This window comes from Nonomuraea sp. CA-143628, from assembly GCF_050942315.1.
GTDB lineage: Bacteria > Actinomycetota > Actinomycetes > Streptosporangiales > Streptosporangiaceae > Nonomuraea.
In genome coordinates this window covers 7,928,460-7,945,452 of the sequence record NZ_CP192072.1, presented here as the reverse complement: position 1 = coordinate 7,945,452, position 16,993 = coordinate 7,928,460, and the positions used below count along the sequence as shown (strand labels likewise).

Below are 16,993 nucleotides of genomic sequence, written 5' to 3'. Positions count from 1 at the left end.
TCACGCTTGGTCCTCTTCGTGCCACTCGCGACCGCTGCGGGCGAGCAGCTCGTGGGCGCCCGCCGGTCCGGTGGACCCGGCGGGGTAGGGCTCGGGCAGTTCGGCGGACGACTCCCAGGCGGCCAGGATCGGGTCGATCCACTGCCAGGCCGCGGCCACCTCGTCACGGCGCATGAACAGCGTCGGGTTGCCCGCCAGCACGTCCATGAGCAGCCGTTCGTACGCCTCGGGTACGCGCGCGGTGAACGTCTTGCCGAAGCTGAGGCTCAGCGGCACCGGCTTGAGCGCCACCTCGCCCGCTCCCGGCTCCTTGGCCATGATGTGCAGCTCGATGCCCTCTTCCGGCTGCAGCCGCAGGACGAGGCGGTTCGGTGAGCCGCCGGGGTAGATGGAGTGCGGCACGTCCTTGAACTGCACCACGATCTCTGATGCCCGGCGCGGCAGGCGCTTGCCGGTGCGCAGGTAGAACGGCACCCCGGCCCACCGCCAGTTCTTGACCTCGGCGCGGATCGCGGTGAACGTCTCCACCCGCCGCGACGCCTCGGTGGGCGGAGTGGAGGCGGGCTCGTCCAGGTAGCCGGGCATGCCGTCGGCCTCGGTGTACTGGCCGCGCACGGTGAAGCGGTCGACCTCGGTGCCGGTGATGGGCCGCAGCGCCTGGAGCACCTTCACCTTCTCATCGCGGATCGCCTCGCGGTCGTTGCGGGCCGGCGGCTCCATGGCGGTCATGCAGAGCAGCTGGAGCAGGTGGTTCTGGACCATGTCGCGCAGTGCGCCGGCCTGGTCGTAGTAGCCGCGCCGGCCGGGCGTGCCCACGGTCTCGGCGGCGGTGATCTGCACGTGATCGATCCAGAGGGAGTTCCAGATCGGCTCCAGGAAGGCGTTGGCGAAGCGGAGCACGAGCAGGTTCTGCACGGTCTCCTTGCCCAGGTAGTGGTCGATGCGGAAGATCTGCGCCTCGTCGAAGATGGCGCCGACCTCCTCGTTGATCCGCTGGGCGCTGGCCAGGTCGCGGCCGAGCGGCTTCTCCAGCACCACCCGCGAGCGCGGCGTCACCAGGCCCGCCTGGTCCAGCTCGCGGCAGAACGGGCCGAACGTCATCGGCGGGCTGGCCAGGTAGAACACCCGGTCGCGCTGCTCGTGCCCGCCCAGCAGGGCGGCCAGCGCGCGCCAGCCGGACCGGTTCGTGCCGCCCACGTCGACGGACACGTGGTGCAGGCGGCCGAGGAAGCGCTGCCACGCGCCGAGGTCGGCCGGGACCTGGTCCCGTACCTCGGCGTCCACCTTGCCGCGGAAGTCCTCGTCGGTCAGCCCGCCCCGGGACATGGCGATGATCCGCGTCTCGGGCGAGAGCCGGCCCTCCACGTCGCTGTGGTACAGCGCCGGGAGCAGCTTGCGCATGGACAGGTCGCCGGTGCCGCCGAAGACGACGAGGTCGGCGGCGTGCGCGGTGGCGGGGGTGGGAGAGGGGGACACGGCTGGGAACTCCGATGATCTACCAAGCAGGGACAGAACGGACACTAGCCAGAGTTGGGTAACTGCACAAGCAGAGTTTTGCTATTTGAGATAAAAAAGTCGAGACTTTTCATTACCTAACCTCCTGTGATTCACTTGGCGGATGCCTCGACGTACCGCCGCGACGCTCGCCACGAGTGGCGAGGTGCTCCGCCTCATCCGCACCGGTGAGGCCGTGACGCGAGCGGATCTGGGCCGGGTGACCGGTCTGTCCCGCCCCGCGGTGCAACTGCGGGTCGGCGAGCTGCTCGACCGCGGTCTGGTCGTGGAGCGGGCCGACGCGCCGTCCACCGGCGGCCGGCCCCCGGTCCGCCTGGAGTTCAACGCCGTCGGCGGCGTGGTGCTGGTGGCCGCCCTCGGCGCCACCCGTACGCGGGTGGCGGTCTGCGACCTGGCCGGCCGCGAGCTCGAGGGGCGCGACTTCGCCATCGACGTCGAGCAGGGCCCCGATGTGGTGCTGCCGCTCGTCATGGACACCTGGGACGAACTCCTCGGCGACCGGCCGCGCTCGATGCTGCGGGGCGTGGGCATGGGCATGCCCGCCACGGTCGAGTTCGCACAGGGCCGCACCGAGAGCGCCAGGGTGATGGCGTCGTGGACGGGCGTGGTGATCCCGCCGGTGGTCCGCGAGCGCTTCCCGGTGCCCGTACTCATCGACAACGACGTCAACCTGCTGGCCATCGGCGAGCACCGGGGCGCCTATCCCGACCTGGACGACCTGATGTTCGTCAAGGTGTCCACCCGGATCGGCGCGGGCGTCATCGCGGGCGGCGAGATCCTGCGCGGTGCGCTCGGCGCGGCGGGCGAGATCGGCCACATCCCCGTGCGCGACGGCGGCGGCGTGCTCTGCCGCTGCGGCAACATCGACTGCGTCGACTCGGTCGCCAGCGGCACCGCGCTGCTGCGCGACCTGCGGGCCGCGGGCAAGGACGTCAAGACCATCGCCGACGTGACCGCGCTGGTGCGCGCCGGGGACGCCGAGACGATGGCGATCGTCCGCGAGGCGGGCCGGCAGATCGGCGAGGTCCTGGCCATCGCCGTGAACATCCTCAACCCGTCGGTCGTGGTGCTCGGCGGCGACGTGGCCGAGGCGTTCGGGCCGCTGGTGTCGAGCATCCGCGAGGTCGTCTACCGCCGCTCCACCGCGCTGGCCACCCGCCGGCTGCGCATCGAGCCCAGCAGGCTGGGCGCCGGGGCGGGCATCAGCGGGTGCGCGGTCATGGTCCTCGACCACGTGCTCTCGCCGGACGCCGTCGACGAGAGCATGATCGCCCGCGTCAAGGTCACTTCCTGACGGTCGGCCTCAAGGCCGCTTCCTGGCGGTCGGCGGCGGTCGGGCCCTCACCGTTGGGGATGCGGTTCGGTCAGGCCCTCACCGTTGGGGAAACCGGGTCGGCCGGGGCTTCTTCGTCTTGCGCGGGTGTGTGCGCCAGTCCGTGGGGGTGCTCCTCGGTGACGGCGTGCGGGCGCTGACCGCCTCGGGCAGCGCGAACTGCGGCGTGGTGATGGTCGTGCGGTTGGGCCGCGGAGTCGGTGACGGGCTCTGGGTGGGGCTGGCCTGGGGACGCGGGCTGCCGGTCGCCCGGGTGGCGGCAGGGGTGGCCGGGGCGGTCCTCCTGGCCCGGCGGGTGGGCGCGGCGTCCGCAGGGGGCGGCGTGGACTGGACCGGGCGCGTGACCGGGACGCGATAGCGGGCGAGCTTCGACTTGATCGCTCCCGGCTCGCGCCGTGTCGGGCCCGGGTGGTGGCCACGGTCGGGCAGGCTGGCCATGGTGAGCTGTGTCCCGGTGAAGGCGCCGCCGACGAGGATCGCCGCGGTGGCCAGCATCAGGCAACCGGCCATCAATCCGGCGACCATCAGAATCCGCCTGCGCCGCTCTGTGTGATCCACAGGCGCCGATGATAGTAACTCGGCACCCCATCTCGGGCGACTCCTGGCGAATCGTGATCAAGTTCCTAAGCGGTCAGCACGCGCACAGCAAGGCGGTCGGCACGTCCCCGGCAGGGGCGGTCAGCACGCGCACAGCAGGCCGCGCAGCGCGGTCTCCAGGCAGAGGGCGGTGTGCGCGGGCGTCGGCCAGGCGAAGCGTACGAGCTGCTCGTCCGCCCGGACGGTCGCGCCGTAGCGGTCCAGCTCCCACAGCCACACGTCCCCGGCGTCCCCGCCCAGCTGCTTGGCCACCCCGCCGGCGAGCTGGGCCCGGTGCGATTCGTTGATGTGGGCCAGCACGCGCTCGGCGGTGGTGGCCAGCGGGTCGGGGGTGGCGTCGAGGTAGTCGTCGGCGTCCAGCACTCCGGAGTCGTGCCCGGTCAGGTACACCACCTGGCCGACGTCGAGCCGCAGCAGCCGGGGCGCGTCCGGCCGCCCGTACCTCTCCAGCGCCTCGAACAGGGCCTCGTCGGCCGTGTGCGCCGCGACCGCGACGGCGGCCCCGCGCGCCTCGCTCTCGGGCACCGCCTGCGCCCATCCCTGCACCTCGATCAGCCCACGGGGGTGCGAGACCTGGCCGAGCACGCGCATGGCGGTCAGGTTCACCGCCACGACGGCGTCGTCGCGCAGGCCGTGCAGCGCCTCGCCCGGCCGTACCAGCAGCACCGGGCGGCCCCGCTCGTCGACCCCGCCCCGGGCGGGCGCGGGGGCGCCGTCGACGGACAGCCGGGCGACGCTCGCCGACGCGGCAAGAGTGCGGATCCGCTCGGGGATCGTGAGCATGGCGCCTCCTTGAGATCTCACTTAGCTATAGGTTAGCCTTACCTAAGTAAGGACTACCTAACCACATGAGGTGAACGTGCGCTACACCGGTCCGAAGGTGCGACTGTCACGTCGCGCGGGCGTCCCGCTGACCAAGAAGGCCGTCCGCTACTTCGAGCAGCGCCCCTACCCGCCGGGCGAGCACGGCCGCAAGACCAACCGCCGCAACTCCGGCGACTACGGGCTGCGGCTGCTGGAGAAGCAGAAGCTGCGCTGGTACTACGACGTGTCGGAGCGGCAGCTGCGCCGCTACTGGGACCTCGCCGTGCGCAAGCCGAGCGCGTCGGGCGCCGAGCTGGTCACGCTGCTGGAGACCCGCCTGGCCTCGCTGGTGCTGCGGGCCGGTCTGGCCCCGTCGATCTACGCGGCCAGGCAGTACGTCAACCACGGCCACATCGCCGTCGACGGCCGCAAGGTGGACATCCCCAGCTACCTGGTCAAGCCCGGCCAGGTCATCACCGTGCGGGAACGCTCGCGCCGGATGCAGCCGTTCGTGGCCGCCGCCGAGGGCGTGTACGCCGACGAGCGGATCGCGGCCTACCTGTCCGTCGATCATTCCGACCTGCGGTTCACGCTGGTCAGCAGGCCCGAGCGCGAGCAGATCAGCGTCCCGGTGGACGAGCAGCTGGTCGTGGAGTTCTATTCTCGTTAGCCGTGAGTGATGTAGGAGCCGCGGGTGCCGCGGGAGCCGCGAGTGGCGCGGAAGTCGCGGGAGCCGCGAGCGGCGTGAGTGAGCGGCACGCCAGCTGGCTGGAGTTGTTCTTCGACCTCGTCGTGGTGGTGGCGGTGGCGCAGCTCGCGCACCGCCTCCAGCATCCGACATGGGGGGACGTGGCGTTATTCGCCATCCTCTACTACGCGGTGTGGAGCATCTGGACAACCCTGACGCTCTACTCGAACGTCCGTGCCGAGAAGACGCACCTGCGCAGCATGCTGATCGGGATGTTCGGCATCGCGGTCATGGCGGCGGCGGCCCCCGACGTCGCGCATGTGATCCCCGGCGTCGGCACACACGACGAGTGGTTCATCTTCGCCTATGTCACCTGCCGGATGAGTGCCTCCCGGTCGATCCAGGCGGCCGGCACGGTGATGACCTCCTGGCCCGCGGCCCAGCTCGGCGCGGGCATCACCCCGTGGATCGCCTCGCTCGGGGTGGAGGGCGAGTGGCGCTACTGCCTGTGGGGCCTCGGCATCGCGCTGGACGTCACCTTCTCCATCCTGCAGAGCCGCCGGCCGGAGCGGTTGGTCAAGGAGATAACGGCACAAGCCGATCGGCTCAGGGCGCGCGAGCTGCGCAGGGCGGCCAGGGGCGGGAGGATCTTGGAGGCGCGCTACCTGGATGCGCCGAAGGTCGCCGTGCTCGACCCCGCGCACCTGGGCGAGCGACTCGGGCTGTTCGTCATCATCGTGCTGGGCGAGGCGGTCATGCAGGTCGTGATCGCCTCCTCCGGGATCAGCTGGAACTGGCCGCTCGGCATGGCCGCCGTGGCCGGGTTCGGGCTGATCGTGTCGCTGTGGTGGCTCACCCTCCAGTACGGCCTGAGCGCCGTGCCCGAGATCCACGAGCGGGGGCTCAAGCCGTACATCGCGCTGCCCGCGCACTACGCCATGACGGCGGGCATCACCGCGACCGCGGCGGGGCTCGGCGTGGTGGCGTCCGCGCCCGCCGAGCACCTGCACGCCGGGATCTCGTGGGTGCTGTGCGGTGGCCTCGCCGTCTACTTCGCCGCCTCCACCGTGCTCGGTGTGGCCAGCCGCGCCGGGCGCCGGTGGATCTGGGGCTGGGCCGTGCCCTCGATCGTGGTGCCGCTGCTGGTCGCCGGGATCGCGGGCCTGGTGCCGGCGTGGAGCGTGGTGGCGCTGCTGCTGGGGGTCGCCCTCTGGCGGGTGGCCTACAAGCCCGCCGCGCCTACCGCCGTCCCCGCTTAGCCGCGCTTATCGCCGTCCCCGCTTGACCGAGCGGCCGCCGCTCCCGTTTCCGTTTCGGCCGCCGCCCCCGTTTCCGTTTCCGTTTCGGCCGCCGTTCCCGTTCCCGTTCCCGTTCCCGTTTCCGTTCCGGCTCCCGCTATCGCCTGGCCGAGCGGCCACTGCGGCCTCCGCCCGGTCGAGCAGCACGTTCTGCTCTTCGCGCAGCTCGGTGACCTCTTTGCGCAGCGTCGTCAGCTCGGCCAGGATCGCCTGGAGCGAGGCCGCGTTGCCGTCGTCCTGCTCCGCGCGCTCGGCCGCCGACTCCTCCTCCATGGCGCTCACCACGACGGCCATGAACAGGTTGAGCACGACGAACGTGCAGATCAGGATGAAGATCGTGAAGAAGATCCAGGCCGTGGGGTGGGTGTTCATCACCTCCCTGGCGATGTTCCCCCAGTCGTCGCCCGTCATCGTCTGGTAGAGGGTGAACAGCGAGGTGGGCAGGCTGCCGAAGCGGTTCGGCGCCGTGTCGCCGTACAACTTGGTGGCCATGACGGCGGCCACGTACAGGACCAGGGAGAGCAGCAGCACGATCGAGCTCATGCCGGGCATCGCGCGCAGCAGGGCGGAGACGACCCGGCGCAGGCTGGGCACCACCGACAGCAGGCGCAGCGCCCGCAGGATGCGCAGCGCCCGCAGCACCGACAGGCCGCTCGCGAAGGGGGCCAGGGCGATCCCCACGATCACGGTGTCGAAGATGTTCCACGGATCGCGCGGGAAGCGCGAGCGTTCGACATAGATCTTCGCGAGCAGTTCGGCCACGAAGATGTAGAGCGCCGCGTGATCGACCACGGTCAGCAGGTGACCGTAGTTCTCGACCACGGCGGGCACGGTTTCGAGGCCGAGGGTGGCCGCGTTGAGCAGGATGACGCCGACGATGAACCGCTGGAAACGCTGGTCCTCGACGAAGGCTCGGGTGCGTTCACGCACGGGAAGGGGCTCCTAAAGACGGATAAGTTGCCCCACCATGATGACGCAGGAGATCACTATGTCGGTGTCAGTCGGAAGACCCGCGGCTCCCGCCCCGACACCTCGAGGTCACTATGTCGGTGTCAGTCGGAAGACGCGCAGTTCCCGCCCCGACACCTCGGTGTAGCGGTCGAACAGCGGCCACCGCTCGATCAGCCACGGCCACGCCGCCTCACGGTCGGCGCCGGTCAGCAGCGTGGCGGTGACGGGGAAGTCCTTCCCCCGGAAGCTGGCCGTGGCCGTGGGCGTCTTGAGCAGGTTGCCGCTCCACGCCGGGTGGTGGTCCTGGCCGAAGTTGCTGCCCACCACGAGGAGGGTGCCCTCGGGTTCGGGCAGGCAGGCTAGGGGCGAGCTGCGCGGCAGGCCAGACTTGGCGCCCGTGGTGACGAGGATCAGCGTCGGGATGACCGGATTGTTGCTGAGCAGCCGTCCCCGGGTCAGCCGGTGCACGGTCCGGTCGAGCTGCGGCATGAACTTGGGACCGGCCCTCATGAACCACTTGGCCGCCGCCAGCCGATGGAGGAAGAGCCTCAGAACCCGGAGCATGCGGCGAGTGTAGCAAGCGTTTGGTCAACTGCGGACGGCGGAGCGCCTGTGGTATAAAAAACCGCCTAATCGACAACGGGGGCGAGCGCAGATGTCCTATCCCAACTACGGCCCCTCCTACTACGGGCCACCGCCTCAGACGCACCCCAACGGCACCACGATCCTGGTCCTGGGCATCCTGAGCCTGGTCGTCTGTGCGATCCTCGGCCCCTTCGCCTGGTCGATGGGCACCAAGGCGCTCCGGGAGATCGACCAGAGCGGCTACGTCTATGAGAACCGGGGCATGGTGTCGGCCGGCCGTGTCTGCGGCATCGTCAGCACCTGTCTGATGCTAGCGGTGATCGGCCTCTACCTGATCATGTTCGTGGTCTTCGGTGGCGCCGCCCTCCTCGGCGGCTTCGACGACTAGCGATCGGCGGCCGTAGCCGCCGATCCCCGTCTCCAGCAGGTCGAACGCCTTCACGGCCTGCGCACGCACGTCGGCCCGGATCTCGGGCCAGTCCTCGCCCGCCGTCTTGCGCCGTGTCGCGTGCCGGGACAGCAGCCGCGTCACGGCCAGGATCTGGTCGGCCACGAGCTGCGGGGTGAGGTCGTCGGGCCCGGCGCCGGTCTCCTCGGCGATGGTGGCCGACAGGTTGACGGCCGCGAGGTGCTCCACCTCGCGCATCCTGGCGACCAGCGCCGCGCTCTCGCTGACCAGCCGGCCGAACACCTCCGAGCCCTCGCTCATCCCGTAACGCCAGTCGCCGGTGTCGAGCGCGTCGAGGAAGTCGCGCCGGAAGGCCGCCACGACGCTCTCGCCGGGCCGCCGCTCGCGCACCACCTTGCTCGACAGGTCCACCACCTCGCTCTGCCGGTCGGCGAACAGGTCCTCCTTCGTGCCGAAGTAGTTGAACACCGTGTTGACCGACACGTCGGCGGCCTTCGCCACCTGCGCGACGGTGACGTTGTCGAACCCGTGGACCATGAACAGCCCCATCGCCATGTCGGCGATCCGCTGCCTGGTCTCCCGCTTCTTCCGCTCGCGCAGCCCCTCGTCCATGCCTCCATGCTACCAATATTGCAGCAACCCCAAAATTGTGGTTACTCTATTTTTGGAGGCGATGAAAATGATCAAGACCGTAGGTCTGCGCAAGACCTTCAAAGGCGGCGTCGAAGCCGTCAAGGGTGTGGACATATCGGTGGAGCCAGGCGAGATCGTCGGCTTCCTCGGCCCCAACGGCGCCGGCAAGACCACGACCATGCGCATGCTGACCACGCTGCTCCAGCCCACGTCGGGCACCGCCACGGTGGCGGGCCACGACCTGCTGGGCGACGCCCGCGAGGTGCGGCGCCGCATCGGCTACGTGTCGCAGAGCGGGGGGATCAACCCGGCCGCCCCGCTCGGAGAGGAGCTCGAACTCCAGGCCATGCTGTACGGCCTGTCCCGCGACGAGGCCGGGCCCCGGGTGCGCGAGGTGCTGGCCCGGCTCGACCTGACCGGCCTGGAGCCCAGACCCGGAGGCGCCCTGTCCGGCGGCCAGCGGCGCCGCTTCGACATAGCGTTCGGTCTGCTGCACCGGCCCGTGCTGCTGTTTTTGGACGAGCCGACGACCGGGCTCGACCCGCAGAGCCGGGCCAACCTGTGGGAGCACATCCGGGCGCAGCGCGCCGAGCAGGGTGTGACGGTCTTCCTGACCACGCACTACCTCGACGAGGCCGACGCCCTGTGCGACCGGCTGTTGATCATCGACCACGGCCGCATCGTGGCCGAGGGCGCGCCGGCCGAGCTCAAGACCGGCGGACGCACGCTCGACGACGTGTTCCTGGACATCACCGGCAGGTCCCTGCGCGAGGAGGCGGGCGTCTGATGCTGCGAGAGACCTATCTGCTGTTCCGTCACAACCTGCGTAGCACGCTGCGGCAGAAGATCGCCATCGTCTTCGGCGTCATCCAGCCGCTGGTCTTCCTCGTGCTGTTCGGGCCCATCTTCGCCACGATCGGCACCTGGGAGACGCTGGTGCCGGGCCTGATCATCCAGCTCGGCCTGATGAGCACCGGCATGGCCGGGTTCGGCGTGGTCTTCGAGAAACGCTCGGGCGTGCTGGAGCGGATGCGCGTCACCCCGGCCAGCCGCCTGGCCCTGCTGCTCGGCCGGGTGCTCAACAACGCGGTCACGCTCATCATCCAGGCCGTGCTGCTGGTCGCGGTCGGCTACGCCTTCGGGCTGCGCGCCCCGGCCGCGGGGGTGGTGGCCGGGCTCGTGCTGGTGGTCGTGCTCGGGCTCAGCCTGGCCGCGCTGTCGTACGCGGTCGCGCTGACGCTCAACGACCAGCTCTTCGCGCCGGTGATGAGCACCGCGGTGCTGCCGCTGGTCCTGCTGTCGGGCGCGTTCCTGCCCATGTCGATGGCGCCCGGCTGGCTGGACGCGCTCTCGCACATCAGCCCGTTCCGGTATGTCCTGGAGGCGCTGCGTGACCTGTTCGCCGGACATTACGCCACCGGCACGGTCGGTGTCGGGGTGGCGGTGACCGTGGTCTTCGCCCTGGTCAGCGTCACGATCGGGACGCGGGTGTTCAACCAGGAGAACGCCTGAGGACCTGAGCCGAGCCCGGGTGGCGGCGGGGGTGGCCACCCGGGCTCGACGGTCACCGCGACCGTGGCCACGCCCACTGCGGCCACCCCCGCCACGGCACTCCGTCAGGACATGCTTCTGGCCCGGCGCTGGAGCGCGGCGATGATCCCGGCGGTGTCGACGATCCCGTAGCCGTAGTCGTAGTCGAATCCCACCTCGCTGCGGTCCTCGCCCGTACGGCGGAGCAGCGCGCGCAACTGCGCGGGCCGCAGCCGCGAGGCGGGCCAGCGCGTACGGATCGCCGCGACCAGCCCGGCGGCGACCGGAGTCGCGGCCGAGGTGCCCGAGTCGGGCTCGGCATCGCCGAACGCCTTGGACCCGGAGAAATGGGTGTAAGCGCAGATGTCGGGCTTGCGGGCGGTCAGCCGCCCCGGCCCCTGCGAGGAGTAGCCGACCCGGGTGCCGCTCACGTCGACGCCGCCGATCGACAGGGCCCTGGGATGGGAGTTCGCGCCGGTGATCGGCCGGTTCGGGTAGGCGCAGCGGCCGTCGCGGCACTCGCGTCCGCAGTTGCCGGCCGCGAACAGCACGTCGGCGCCCGCGCTGTCGAGGCTGGAGATCATCAGGTTGAACGGGTGCGCCGCGTTGTCCGAGTAGTTGCCCGGATGGCCGACGGGGAAATCCCATTCGGGGGAGAACGACCCCCACGAGTTGCTGATCACCAGCGCCCTCGACTCCTCGGGCTGCGCCTCGAGCACCATGCGCAGGTGCGCGAACGCGGCCACGGCGTCCGACAGCAGCCCGTCGAGCGCCGAGCCGCCCGGACGGGTGGAGCGCAGCACCGGGATGTCGATCAGCGACGCCTGCGGGGCGCCGATGAGCGTGTCGAAGGCGCACATCGTGCCATGGGCGACCTCGAACTCGCCCGCCCGGCCGTCGACGCCCGTGGGGTTCCAGCTGCGCTGGGCGTCGAGCGTGACGCCCCGGCCGAGCTGCCTGGCGACGTGGGCGGCGTTGATGCCGGTGTCGAGCACGGCCAGCGTCACCCCGGAGCCGTCCAGCCCCTCGGCGTGCAGTCCGGGGACGTTGAGCAGCCGTTCGACGTCGTGCCAGTCGCCGAACGGCGCGTCACCGCCGCAGGTGAGCGAGGACTCGACGACCGGATCGGCGTAGACGCCCACGACGTCGGGCCGGAGGGTGGGCAGGAGGGTCACGCGGGTCAGGAGCTCGTCGTCGGAGATCGTGCCGCGAACCAGCACCGAGGCGTCCTCGGCCGCCAGGGAGAAGTCCAGCGGCTGGTTGAGTGACAGCGGATCGCCGCCGGGCGGCGGGACGGGCCGGGGGAGGGGCACGGGCGTGAAGGCGTTGTCGAGTTCGACTCCGGGCAGGCCGTCCGCGACGTCGGCCGTGGTGGCGGTCTGGCCGGGATCGGCGACTGCCGCGACCAGATCGGGGGAGGGGCGCAGCTGAATGAGAACGCGCATGAGGCACCACCGGAATGTTCGGAGGGAAATGAACCTCCCAAGATTCCTTCATCTGTTCGGGCGTGTCCAGCACATCTCATGGGCTTTGACCTGCTGAAATGCCGTAAAAGCCGCTAAGGGGACGATATTCATTCCCGCTGTCAGGCTTCCTTGTTCCCGGTCGGTTCACTAGCGTGAGGCGGCATGACGCTCCAGGCACAAAAGACGGCCACCGGCGAGGACGGCGACCACTGGCTGGCGGTGCGGCCGAGACTCATTCTCGCCAGTGGGTTCATGCTCTTCCTGGAGCTGGCGCTGATCCGGTGGACCGGCTCGAACATCGTGCATCTCAGCTATTTCACCAATTTCGTGCTTCTGGGGTCGTTCCTCGGCATCGGGCTGGGGTTCCTGCGCGTGGGGCGGGCGCGGCGGCAGCCGTACTATTCGCCGGTCATCCTGTTCGGCCTGGTCTTCGTCGTGCTGACCTTTCCGGTGACCGTCGACCGCAACACCGAGGGCGTCCTCTACTGGACCAGCCTGCAGACCACGGGTCCGCCCGCGTGGCTGATCCTGCCGGTGATCTTCTGCGCGGCGGCGCTCGTGCTGATGGGACCGGCCGAGCTGGTCGGGCGCTGCTTCCCCGAGCTGCCCCGCCTGGAGGCCTACCGGTACGACCTGATCGGCAGCCTGTCGGGGATCGCCGTCTTCACCGCGCTGTCGTTCCTGAGCGCGCCGCCGGTGTTCTGGGGGCTGATCGCGGCCGCCGCCTACGGCGTCCTGCTGGTGCCCCGGCCGCGGATCATCTACCTCGGGCTCGTCACCGTGCCGTCGCTGGCGGTGGTGGCGCTGCTGCTGGCCGAGACGCTGTCCGCCGGGGCGTTCTGGTCGCCGTACTACAAGGTCACCTACAAGCAGTTCCAGCAGCTCGGCGTGCCCGTCACCGACATCTCCGTGAACGGCATCCCGCACCAGCAGGCCGTGCCCGCCGCCGCCCGGCTGCAGTGGGAGCGCCAGTACGGCCTGCCGTACGAGCGGGCGAGCACCCCGCCCAAGAACGTGCTCATCGTCGGCGCGGGCAGCGGCACGGACGTGGCGATCGCCCTGTCCAAGGGCGCCACCCACGTCGACGCCGTCGAGATCGACCCCAAACTCCGCGAACTCGGCGGTTCCCTGCACCCCGACAAGCCCTACGACGATCCCCGGGTGACCACCCACATCACCGACGGCCGCGCCTTCCTGGAACGGACCGACGACAAGTACGACCTGATCCTGTTCGCCCTGCCCGACTCCCTTACGCTCGTGTCGGGGGCCAGCTCGCTGCGACTGGAGAGCTACCTGTTCACCGAGGAGGCCATGCGGGCCGCCCGGGCGCACCTCAAGCCCACCGGGACCTTCTCGATGTACAACTACTACCGCGAGAGCTGGCTCGTCGACCGGCTCGCCTCGACCGTGCAGAACGCCTTCGGCCACAAGCCGTGCGTCGACGTGGTCAGCACGGCGGGCCAGCAGGCCGTCATCACGGCGGGCGCGACGGCGTCGGCGCAGCGGTGCGCGGGGGAGTGGGCGGGCGCCGCCGCGGGCACCCCGCCGCCGACCGGTGACGACCGGCCGTTCCTCTACCTGAAGGACGGCGACATCCCGTCGCTGTACCTCATCACGCTCGGCCTGATCCTCGCGGTCAGCCTGATCGCCGTCCGCGTCGTCGCCGGGCCCTACCGGCGGATGCGCCCCTACGCCGACCTGTTCCTGCTCGGGGTGGCGTTCATGCTGCTGGAGACCAAGAGCGTGACGGGCTTCGCGCTGCTGTTCGGCACGACGTGGGTGGTCAACGCGATCGTGTTCGCCGGGGTGCTCGTCGCGGTGCTCGCCGCCGTCGAGATCACCCGCCGCTTCCGCACCCCGCCACTGCCGGTCATGTACGGGGTGCTGTTCGGCGGCCTGCTGCTGGCCTGGCTGGTGCCGAACACGTGGCTGCTGTCGCTGCCGCTGCCCCTGCGGGCGGTCGCGGCGGTGACGGTGGCGTTCCTGCCGATCTTCGCGGCGAACGTTGTCTTCGCCAAACGCTTCTCCGACTCGGCGGACGCCACCACGTCCTTCGGGGCGAACCTCCTGGGGGCGATGGTGGGCGGCTGCCTGGAATACCTGGCGCTGGTGATCGGCTACAAGGGCCTGCTCATCGTGGCCGCCGTCCTCTACCTGGGCGCCTTCGTCCTGCTGCCGCGCAAGTCGGTGGCGGCCTCATAGCAAGGGGCCGGGCGCGCTACGGACCGGCTCAGGCCCGCTGCGGGCCTGAGTCCGGGTCGCTAGGGGCCCGCGCCGGGTCGGTCGACGGGTTCGTCCTCGCGTTGGTCGACGGGGGCCGTTGGTACGGGGCGCCGGTGCAGGAGGCCGAACTTCGACCACATGCCCTCGGCCCTCTCGATGGAGGCGCTCGTCCGGGCCGGGTCCACGGTGGCCAGCTGCGTGACCAGCGCCTGCGCGACGGCCATGCCCGCGGTCAGTGACGGGAAGAACGCCACCCCTTCGGCCGGGACCATCACCACCTCCTCGGCCACGTTCGCCAGGGCCGGGGCGGCCACGTCCGTCAAGGCGAAGACGCGGACGCCCCGGGCCCGCGCCTCGTTGGCCGCCAGCACGGTGCTCTCGTACAGCCGCCAGAAGCTGATGGCGATCAGCACGTCACCCGGGCCGATCGCCGCGATGGAGTTCGCGAGCTCGGCGTCGCCGCTGGTGATCGCCGCGACGGGGTAGCCGGCCAGCCGGGCGTTGTGCGCGAGCGCCATGCCGACCGCCGCGTAACTGCCGTCCGCGACGATCACCGTGCGCCCCGCGGTGGCGACGGCCTCGGCGATGGTACGCAGCGCGCCCTCGTTCGGGCGCCTGCTGAGCTGCGCGAGGCTCTCCAGGTCGCGCCGGAGCGATCGGGAACTGGGCGAGCCGTCGCCGCTGTGCTCGGCCGCGACCTGGGGCGCGCTCAGCGAGGACAGGTAGCGGGCGCGCAATTCCTGCTGGAGCGCGGGCCACCCGGCGAAGCCCAGCGCCTGCGCGGTGCGGGTCACGGTCGCCACGTTCGCGCCCGCGAGCTGGGCCAGCTCGGTGGCCGAGCCGAACGACGCCCGGCGCGGCTGCGACAGGAGCACCCTCAGCACCGCGGCCGACTTGGGGGACAGCCCGCGCTCGGGCATCCGTTCGCGCAGCCAGTCCTGGAAGGTGTCCGTGGCGCGCTCTGTCACTTGATCCTCTCCCCGTGGCTGGGAGACATGCTACGCGTTCTCACCACCGCGAATATGCAAAGACTATTGCAATTTTATGGATTTGCACTATACGTTGCCTGGAATCGTTCTACAGGGCTGTGGCCTTGGGAAGGTGCGTGAGATGACCCTGTTGGCCCGGCTGGACAGGCTCCCCTTGAGCCGTCCGCACTATCTCCTGCTTCTCATCGGCGGACTCGGCTACACCTTCGACGGCATGGACTCCGCCGTGGTCGCCTTCCTGCTGCCCAGCGCCCGGGCGGAATGGGGCCTCGACGCCGGCCAGCTCGGGCTGATCGGGTCCGCGACCCCGTTCGGGTTCTTGTTCGGCGCGATCGCCGCGGGCATGCTCGGCGACCGCATCGGCCGCAAGAAGGTCATGATGTACGCGCTGGCCTTCTACGCGCTCTTCTCCGTGGTCGCCGCGTTCGCGCCGAACTACGAGGCGTTCCTGGGCGCGAGGGTCCTCGCCGGGGCGGGCGCCGGGGCCGAGAGCGCGATCATCGCGCCGTTCCTGTCGGAGTTCGTCCCGGCCAAGCGGCGCGGCTGGTTCATCGGCGCGCTGGCCGGGTTCTTCTCCTTCGGCTTCGTCCTGGCCGCGCTGATCGGCCGCTTCGTGGTGCCCACCATGGACGACGGCTTCCGCGTCGCGCAGCTGATCACCGCCGTGCCGGTCGTGATGCTGCTGTGGTGGCGGCGCTCGCTGCCCGAATCGCCGCGCTTCCTGCTCCAGCAGGGTCGCCACGCGGAGGCCGAGGCGGTGGTCGTCGATCTCGAACGCCGCGTCGAGCGGGCCACCGGTCAGGTCCTCCCGCCCGTGCCCGAAGACACCGTGCAGCCCGCGACGGTCACGCCGAAGGTGAACCTGCTCAGCGCGCTGCGGTTCCTGTGGAGCCCAGCCATGGCCAGGCGGACGGCCGTCATCTGGCTGATCTGGTTCGTGATCACGTTCTCCTTCTACGGGTTCTTCTCCTGGATCCCGACCCTGCTCGTGGATCGCGGCATCACGGTGACGAAGAGCTTCGAGTTCTCGATCATCATCTATCTGGCGCAGATCCCCGGCTACTTCTCCGGCGCCTGGCTGCTGGAGCGGCTGGACCGCAAGAACACCATCGCGCTCTACCTCACGGGCGCGGCGATCAGCGCGCTCTGGCTGTCCCAGGTGGACACGCCGGTCGCCATCACGACCGCGGGCGCGGTGCTCTCCTTCTTCCTCAACGGGACGTACGCGGGCGTCTACTCCTACACGCCGGAATTGTTCCCGACCTGGATCCGGGCCACCGGCACCGGCCTGTCCAGCGCGTTCGGCCGCCTCGGCAGCATCCTCGCGCCCACGATCATCGGCCTGACGGCGGCGAGCTGGGGATTCGCCGGCGTGTTCGGCCTCACCACGGCCGTGCTGGTGACCGGGGTGGTCTGCGTGATCGTCTTCGGCCTGGCCACGGCCGGACGGTCGCTGGAGGACCTGACCGAGCGGGGCGATCCCGCCGACACAGCGGGGGAGATGGCGAAATGACCGACCTGAAAGACGTGGAGGACAAGGTCCGGGAGTCAGTAGGGGTACGGCTGTTCACGGTCCTGGCCTGGATTCCCGAACGGCAGGCGCTGCGGCGCGTCCACAGCAGCGACCCCGCGAGCTATCCGGTGGGCGGGGAGAAGACCGTCGAGGTCGCCCAGGGCTGGCTGGCTCGCTGCATCGAGGCGGGGGAGCCGTACTTCGGCCCGGACCGGGCGGCCGTGCGGGAGGTGTTCGCCGACCACGAGCTGATCGAGAGCCTGGGCTGCGGGGCCATCGTCAATGTGCCCGTGATAGACGGGGACGAGGTGCTCGGGGTGCTGAACATCCTGGACGCCGAGGGCAGCTACGACGAGGAGTCGGTCGCCGTCGCCGCGTCCCTGGCGCCGCTCGCGGTGCCCGCCCTGCGCGCCGCCGTACACGGAACCGCCGAGACGACCTGAGAGGTATCAAGTGAGT

Annotated in this window: 17 protein-coding genes; 9 read left to right on the top strand and 8 right to left on the bottom strand. The window is 70.5% G+C overall.

The window, feature by feature from the left end; genetic code table 11:
• The gene (zwf, locus tag ACQP2T_RS36260; protein ID WP_357952640.1) at positions 1-1,476 is read right to left on the bottom strand and encodes a glucose-6-phosphate dehydrogenase; all 1,476 of its coding nucleotides are present in this window, start codon (positions 1,474-1,476) and stop codon (positions 1-3) included.
• Positions 1,477-1,618: 142 nt separating this feature from the next.
• Between zwf and ACQP2T_RS36255 the strand changes: the two genes are divergently transcribed.
• Positions 1,619-2,809, top strand: a complete 1,191-nt coding sequence (locus ACQP2T_RS36255; protein WP_433509399.1) for an ROK family protein — start codon at positions 1,619-1,621, stop codon at positions 2,807-2,809.
• Between the two features lie 78 nt (positions 2,810-2,887).
• Here the strand turns inward: ACQP2T_RS36255 and ACQP2T_RS36250 are convergent, their stop codons facing one another.
• Together ACQP2T_RS36250 and ACQP2T_RS36245 are read right to left on the bottom strand one after the other, a co-directional pair.
• On the bottom strand, positions 2,888-3,406 hold the full coding sequence (locus ACQP2T_RS36250; RefSeq protein ID WP_433509398.1) for a hypothetical protein: 519 nt from the start codon (positions 3,404-3,406) through the stop codon (positions 2,888-2,890).
• 120 nt (positions 3,407-3,526) lie between these two features.
• The gene (locus ACQP2T_RS36245) at positions 3,527-4,228 is read right to left on the bottom strand and encodes a DUF2470 domain-containing protein (protein WP_433509397.1); all 702 of its coding nucleotides are present in this window, start codon (positions 4,226-4,228) and stop codon (positions 3,527-3,529) included.
• Between the two features lie 76 nt (positions 4,229-4,304).
• Here ACQP2T_RS36245 and rpsD point away from each other — a divergent pair, with 76 nt between their 5' ends.
• Together rpsD and ACQP2T_RS36235 are read left to right on the top strand one after the other, a co-directional pair.
• The gene (gene rpsD / locus ACQP2T_RS36240) at positions 4,305-4,919 is read left to right on the top strand and encodes a 30S ribosomal protein S4 (protein WP_358184842.1); all 615 of its coding nucleotides are present in this window, start codon (positions 4,305-4,307) and stop codon (positions 4,917-4,919) included.
• A 2-nt stretch (positions 4,920-4,921) separates the two neighbouring features.
• The gene (locus ACQP2T_RS36235) at positions 4,922-6,196 is read left to right on the top strand and encodes a low temperature requirement protein A (protein ID WP_433509396.1); all 1,275 of its coding nucleotides are present in this window, start codon (positions 4,922-4,924) and stop codon (positions 6,194-6,196) included.
• A gap of 6 nt (positions 6,197-6,202) precedes the next feature.
• On the opposite strand, the gene ACQP2T_RS36230 is transcribed toward ACQP2T_RS36235, so the two are convergent.
• On the bottom strand, positions 6,203-7,165 hold the full coding sequence (locus tag ACQP2T_RS36230; RefSeq protein ID WP_433509395.1) for an ion transporter: 963 nt from the start codon (positions 7,163-7,165) through the stop codon (positions 6,203-6,205).
• A 111-nt stretch (positions 7,166-7,276) separates the two neighbouring features.
• Positions 7,277-7,750: a nitroreductase family deazaflavin-dependent oxidoreductase gene (locus tag ACQP2T_RS36225; RefSeq protein ID WP_433509394.1), complete on the bottom strand. Its 474-nt coding sequence runs from the start codon at positions 7,748-7,750 to the stop codon at positions 7,277-7,279.
• Positions 7,751-7,841: 91 nt separating this feature from the next.
• On the opposite strand from ACQP2T_RS36225, the gene ACQP2T_RS36220 reads away from it, so the two are divergent.
• Positions 7,842-8,159: a DUF4190 domain-containing protein gene (locus tag ACQP2T_RS36220; protein ID WP_433509393.1), complete on the top strand. Its 318-nt coding sequence runs from the start codon at positions 7,842-7,844 to the stop codon at positions 8,157-8,159.
• Here the strand turns inward: ACQP2T_RS36220 and ACQP2T_RS36215 are convergent.
• The gene (locus tag ACQP2T_RS36215; RefSeq protein ID WP_433509392.1) at positions 8,082-8,792 is read right to left on the bottom strand and encodes a TetR/AcrR family transcriptional regulator; all 711 of its coding nucleotides are present in this window, start codon (positions 8,790-8,792) and stop codon (positions 8,082-8,084) included. The two genes, ACQP2T_RS36220 and ACQP2T_RS36215, sit on opposite strands and share 78 nt — an antisense overlap.
• A 67-nt stretch (positions 8,793-8,859) precedes the next feature.
• Between ACQP2T_RS36215 and ACQP2T_RS36210 the strand changes: the two genes are divergently transcribed.
• Complete coding sequence (locus ACQP2T_RS36210; RefSeq protein ID WP_433509391.1) at positions 8,860-9,600, top strand: ABC transporter ATP-binding protein; 741 nt, start codon at positions 8,860-8,862, stop codon at positions 9,598-9,600.
• The gene (locus ACQP2T_RS36205) at positions 9,600-10,325 is read left to right on the top strand and encodes an ABC transporter permease (protein ID WP_433509390.1); all 726 of its coding nucleotides are present in this window, start codon (positions 9,600-9,602) and stop codon (positions 10,323-10,325) included. The genes ACQP2T_RS36210 and ACQP2T_RS36205 overlap by 1 nt, the downstream gene beginning before the upstream one ends.
• Positions 10,326-10,429: 104 nt before the next feature.
• Here ACQP2T_RS36205 and ACQP2T_RS36200 read toward each other — a convergent pair whose 3' ends face one another.
• Positions 10,430-11,788 carry a S8 family peptidase gene (locus tag ACQP2T_RS36200; protein ID WP_433509389.1) on the bottom strand — a complete coding sequence of 453 codons (1,359 nt, stop codon included), beginning with the start codon at positions 11,786-11,788 and terminating at the stop codon, positions 10,430-10,432.
• A 183-nt stretch (positions 11,789-11,971) separates the two neighbouring features.
• On the opposite strand from ACQP2T_RS36200, the gene ACQP2T_RS36195 reads away from it, so the two are divergent.
• Positions 11,972-14,011: a spermidine synthase gene (locus ACQP2T_RS36195; protein ID WP_433509388.1), complete on the top strand. Its 2,040-nt coding sequence runs from the start codon at positions 11,972-11,974 to the stop codon at positions 14,009-14,011.
• A gap of 59 nt (positions 14,012-14,070) precedes the next feature.
• Here the strand turns inward: ACQP2T_RS36195 and ACQP2T_RS36190 are convergent, their stop codons facing one another.
• Positions 14,071-15,000: a MurR/RpiR family transcriptional regulator gene (locus tag ACQP2T_RS36190; RefSeq protein WP_433509387.1), complete on the bottom strand. Its 930-nt coding sequence runs from the start codon at positions 14,998-15,000 to the stop codon at positions 14,071-14,073.
• A 142-nt stretch (positions 15,001-15,142) separates the two neighbouring features.
• Here ACQP2T_RS36190 and ACQP2T_RS36185 point away from each other — a divergent pair, with 142 nt between their 5' ends.
• On the top strand, positions 15,143-16,534 hold the full coding sequence (locus ACQP2T_RS36185) for an MFS transporter (protein ID WP_433509386.1): 1,392 nt from the start codon (positions 15,143-15,145) through the stop codon (positions 16,532-16,534).
• Entirely contained in the window at positions 16,531-16,977 is a 447-nt protein-coding gene (locus ACQP2T_RS36180; RefSeq protein ID WP_433509385.1) for a GAF domain-containing protein, read from the top strand. Before ACQP2T_RS36185 ends, ACQP2T_RS36180 begins: the two co-directional genes overlap by 4 nt.
• The last annotated feature ends 16 nt before the right edge of the window (positions 16,978-16,993 follow it).

Excerpts from the sequence above, each read along its gene's own strand:
- ACQP2T_RS36185 (WP_433509386.1), top strand. The coding sequence starts at position 15,143 with ATGACCCTGTTGGCCCGGCTGGACAGGCTCCCCTTGAGCCGTCCGCAC.
- ACQP2T_RS36225 (WP_433509394.1), bottom strand. The coding sequence starts at position 7,750 with ATGCTCCGGGTTCTGAGGCTCTTCCTCCATCGGCTGGCGGCGGCCAAG.
- ACQP2T_RS36255 (WP_433509399.1), top strand. The coding sequence starts at position 1,619 with ATGCCTCGACGTACCGCCGCGACGCTCGCCACGAGTGGCGAGGTGCTC.
- ACQP2T_RS36220 (WP_433509393.1), top strand. The coding sequence starts at position 7,842 with ATGTCCTATCCCAACTACGGCCCCTCCTACTACGGGCCACCGCCTCAG.
- ACQP2T_RS36215 (WP_433509392.1), bottom strand. The coding sequence starts at position 8,792 with ATGGACGAGGGGCTGCGCGAGCGGAAGAAGCGGGAGACCAGGCAGCGG.
- ACQP2T_RS36180 (WP_433509385.1), top strand. The coding sequence starts at position 16,531 with ATGACCGACCTGAAAGACGTGGAGGACAAGGTCCGGGAGTCAGTAGGG.
- ACQP2T_RS36245 (WP_433509397.1), bottom strand. The coding sequence starts at position 4,228 with ATGCTCACGATCCCCGAGCGGATCCGCACTCTTGCCGCGTCGGCGAGC.
- ACQP2T_RS36205 (WP_433509390.1), top strand. The coding sequence starts at position 9,600 with ATGCTGCGAGAGACCTATCTGCTGTTCCGTCACAACCTGCGTAGCACG.
- ACQP2T_RS36195 (WP_433509388.1), top strand. The coding sequence starts at position 11,972 with ATGACGCTCCAGGCACAAAAGACGGCCACCGGCGAGGACGGCGACCAC.
- ACQP2T_RS36200 (WP_433509389.1), bottom strand. The coding sequence starts at position 11,788 with ATGCGCGTTCTCATTCAGCTGCGCCCCTCCCCCGATCTGGTCGCGGCA.
- ACQP2T_RS36210 (WP_433509391.1), top strand. The coding sequence starts at position 8,860 with ATGATCAAGACCGTAGGTCTGCGCAAGACCTTCAAAGGCGGCGTCGAA.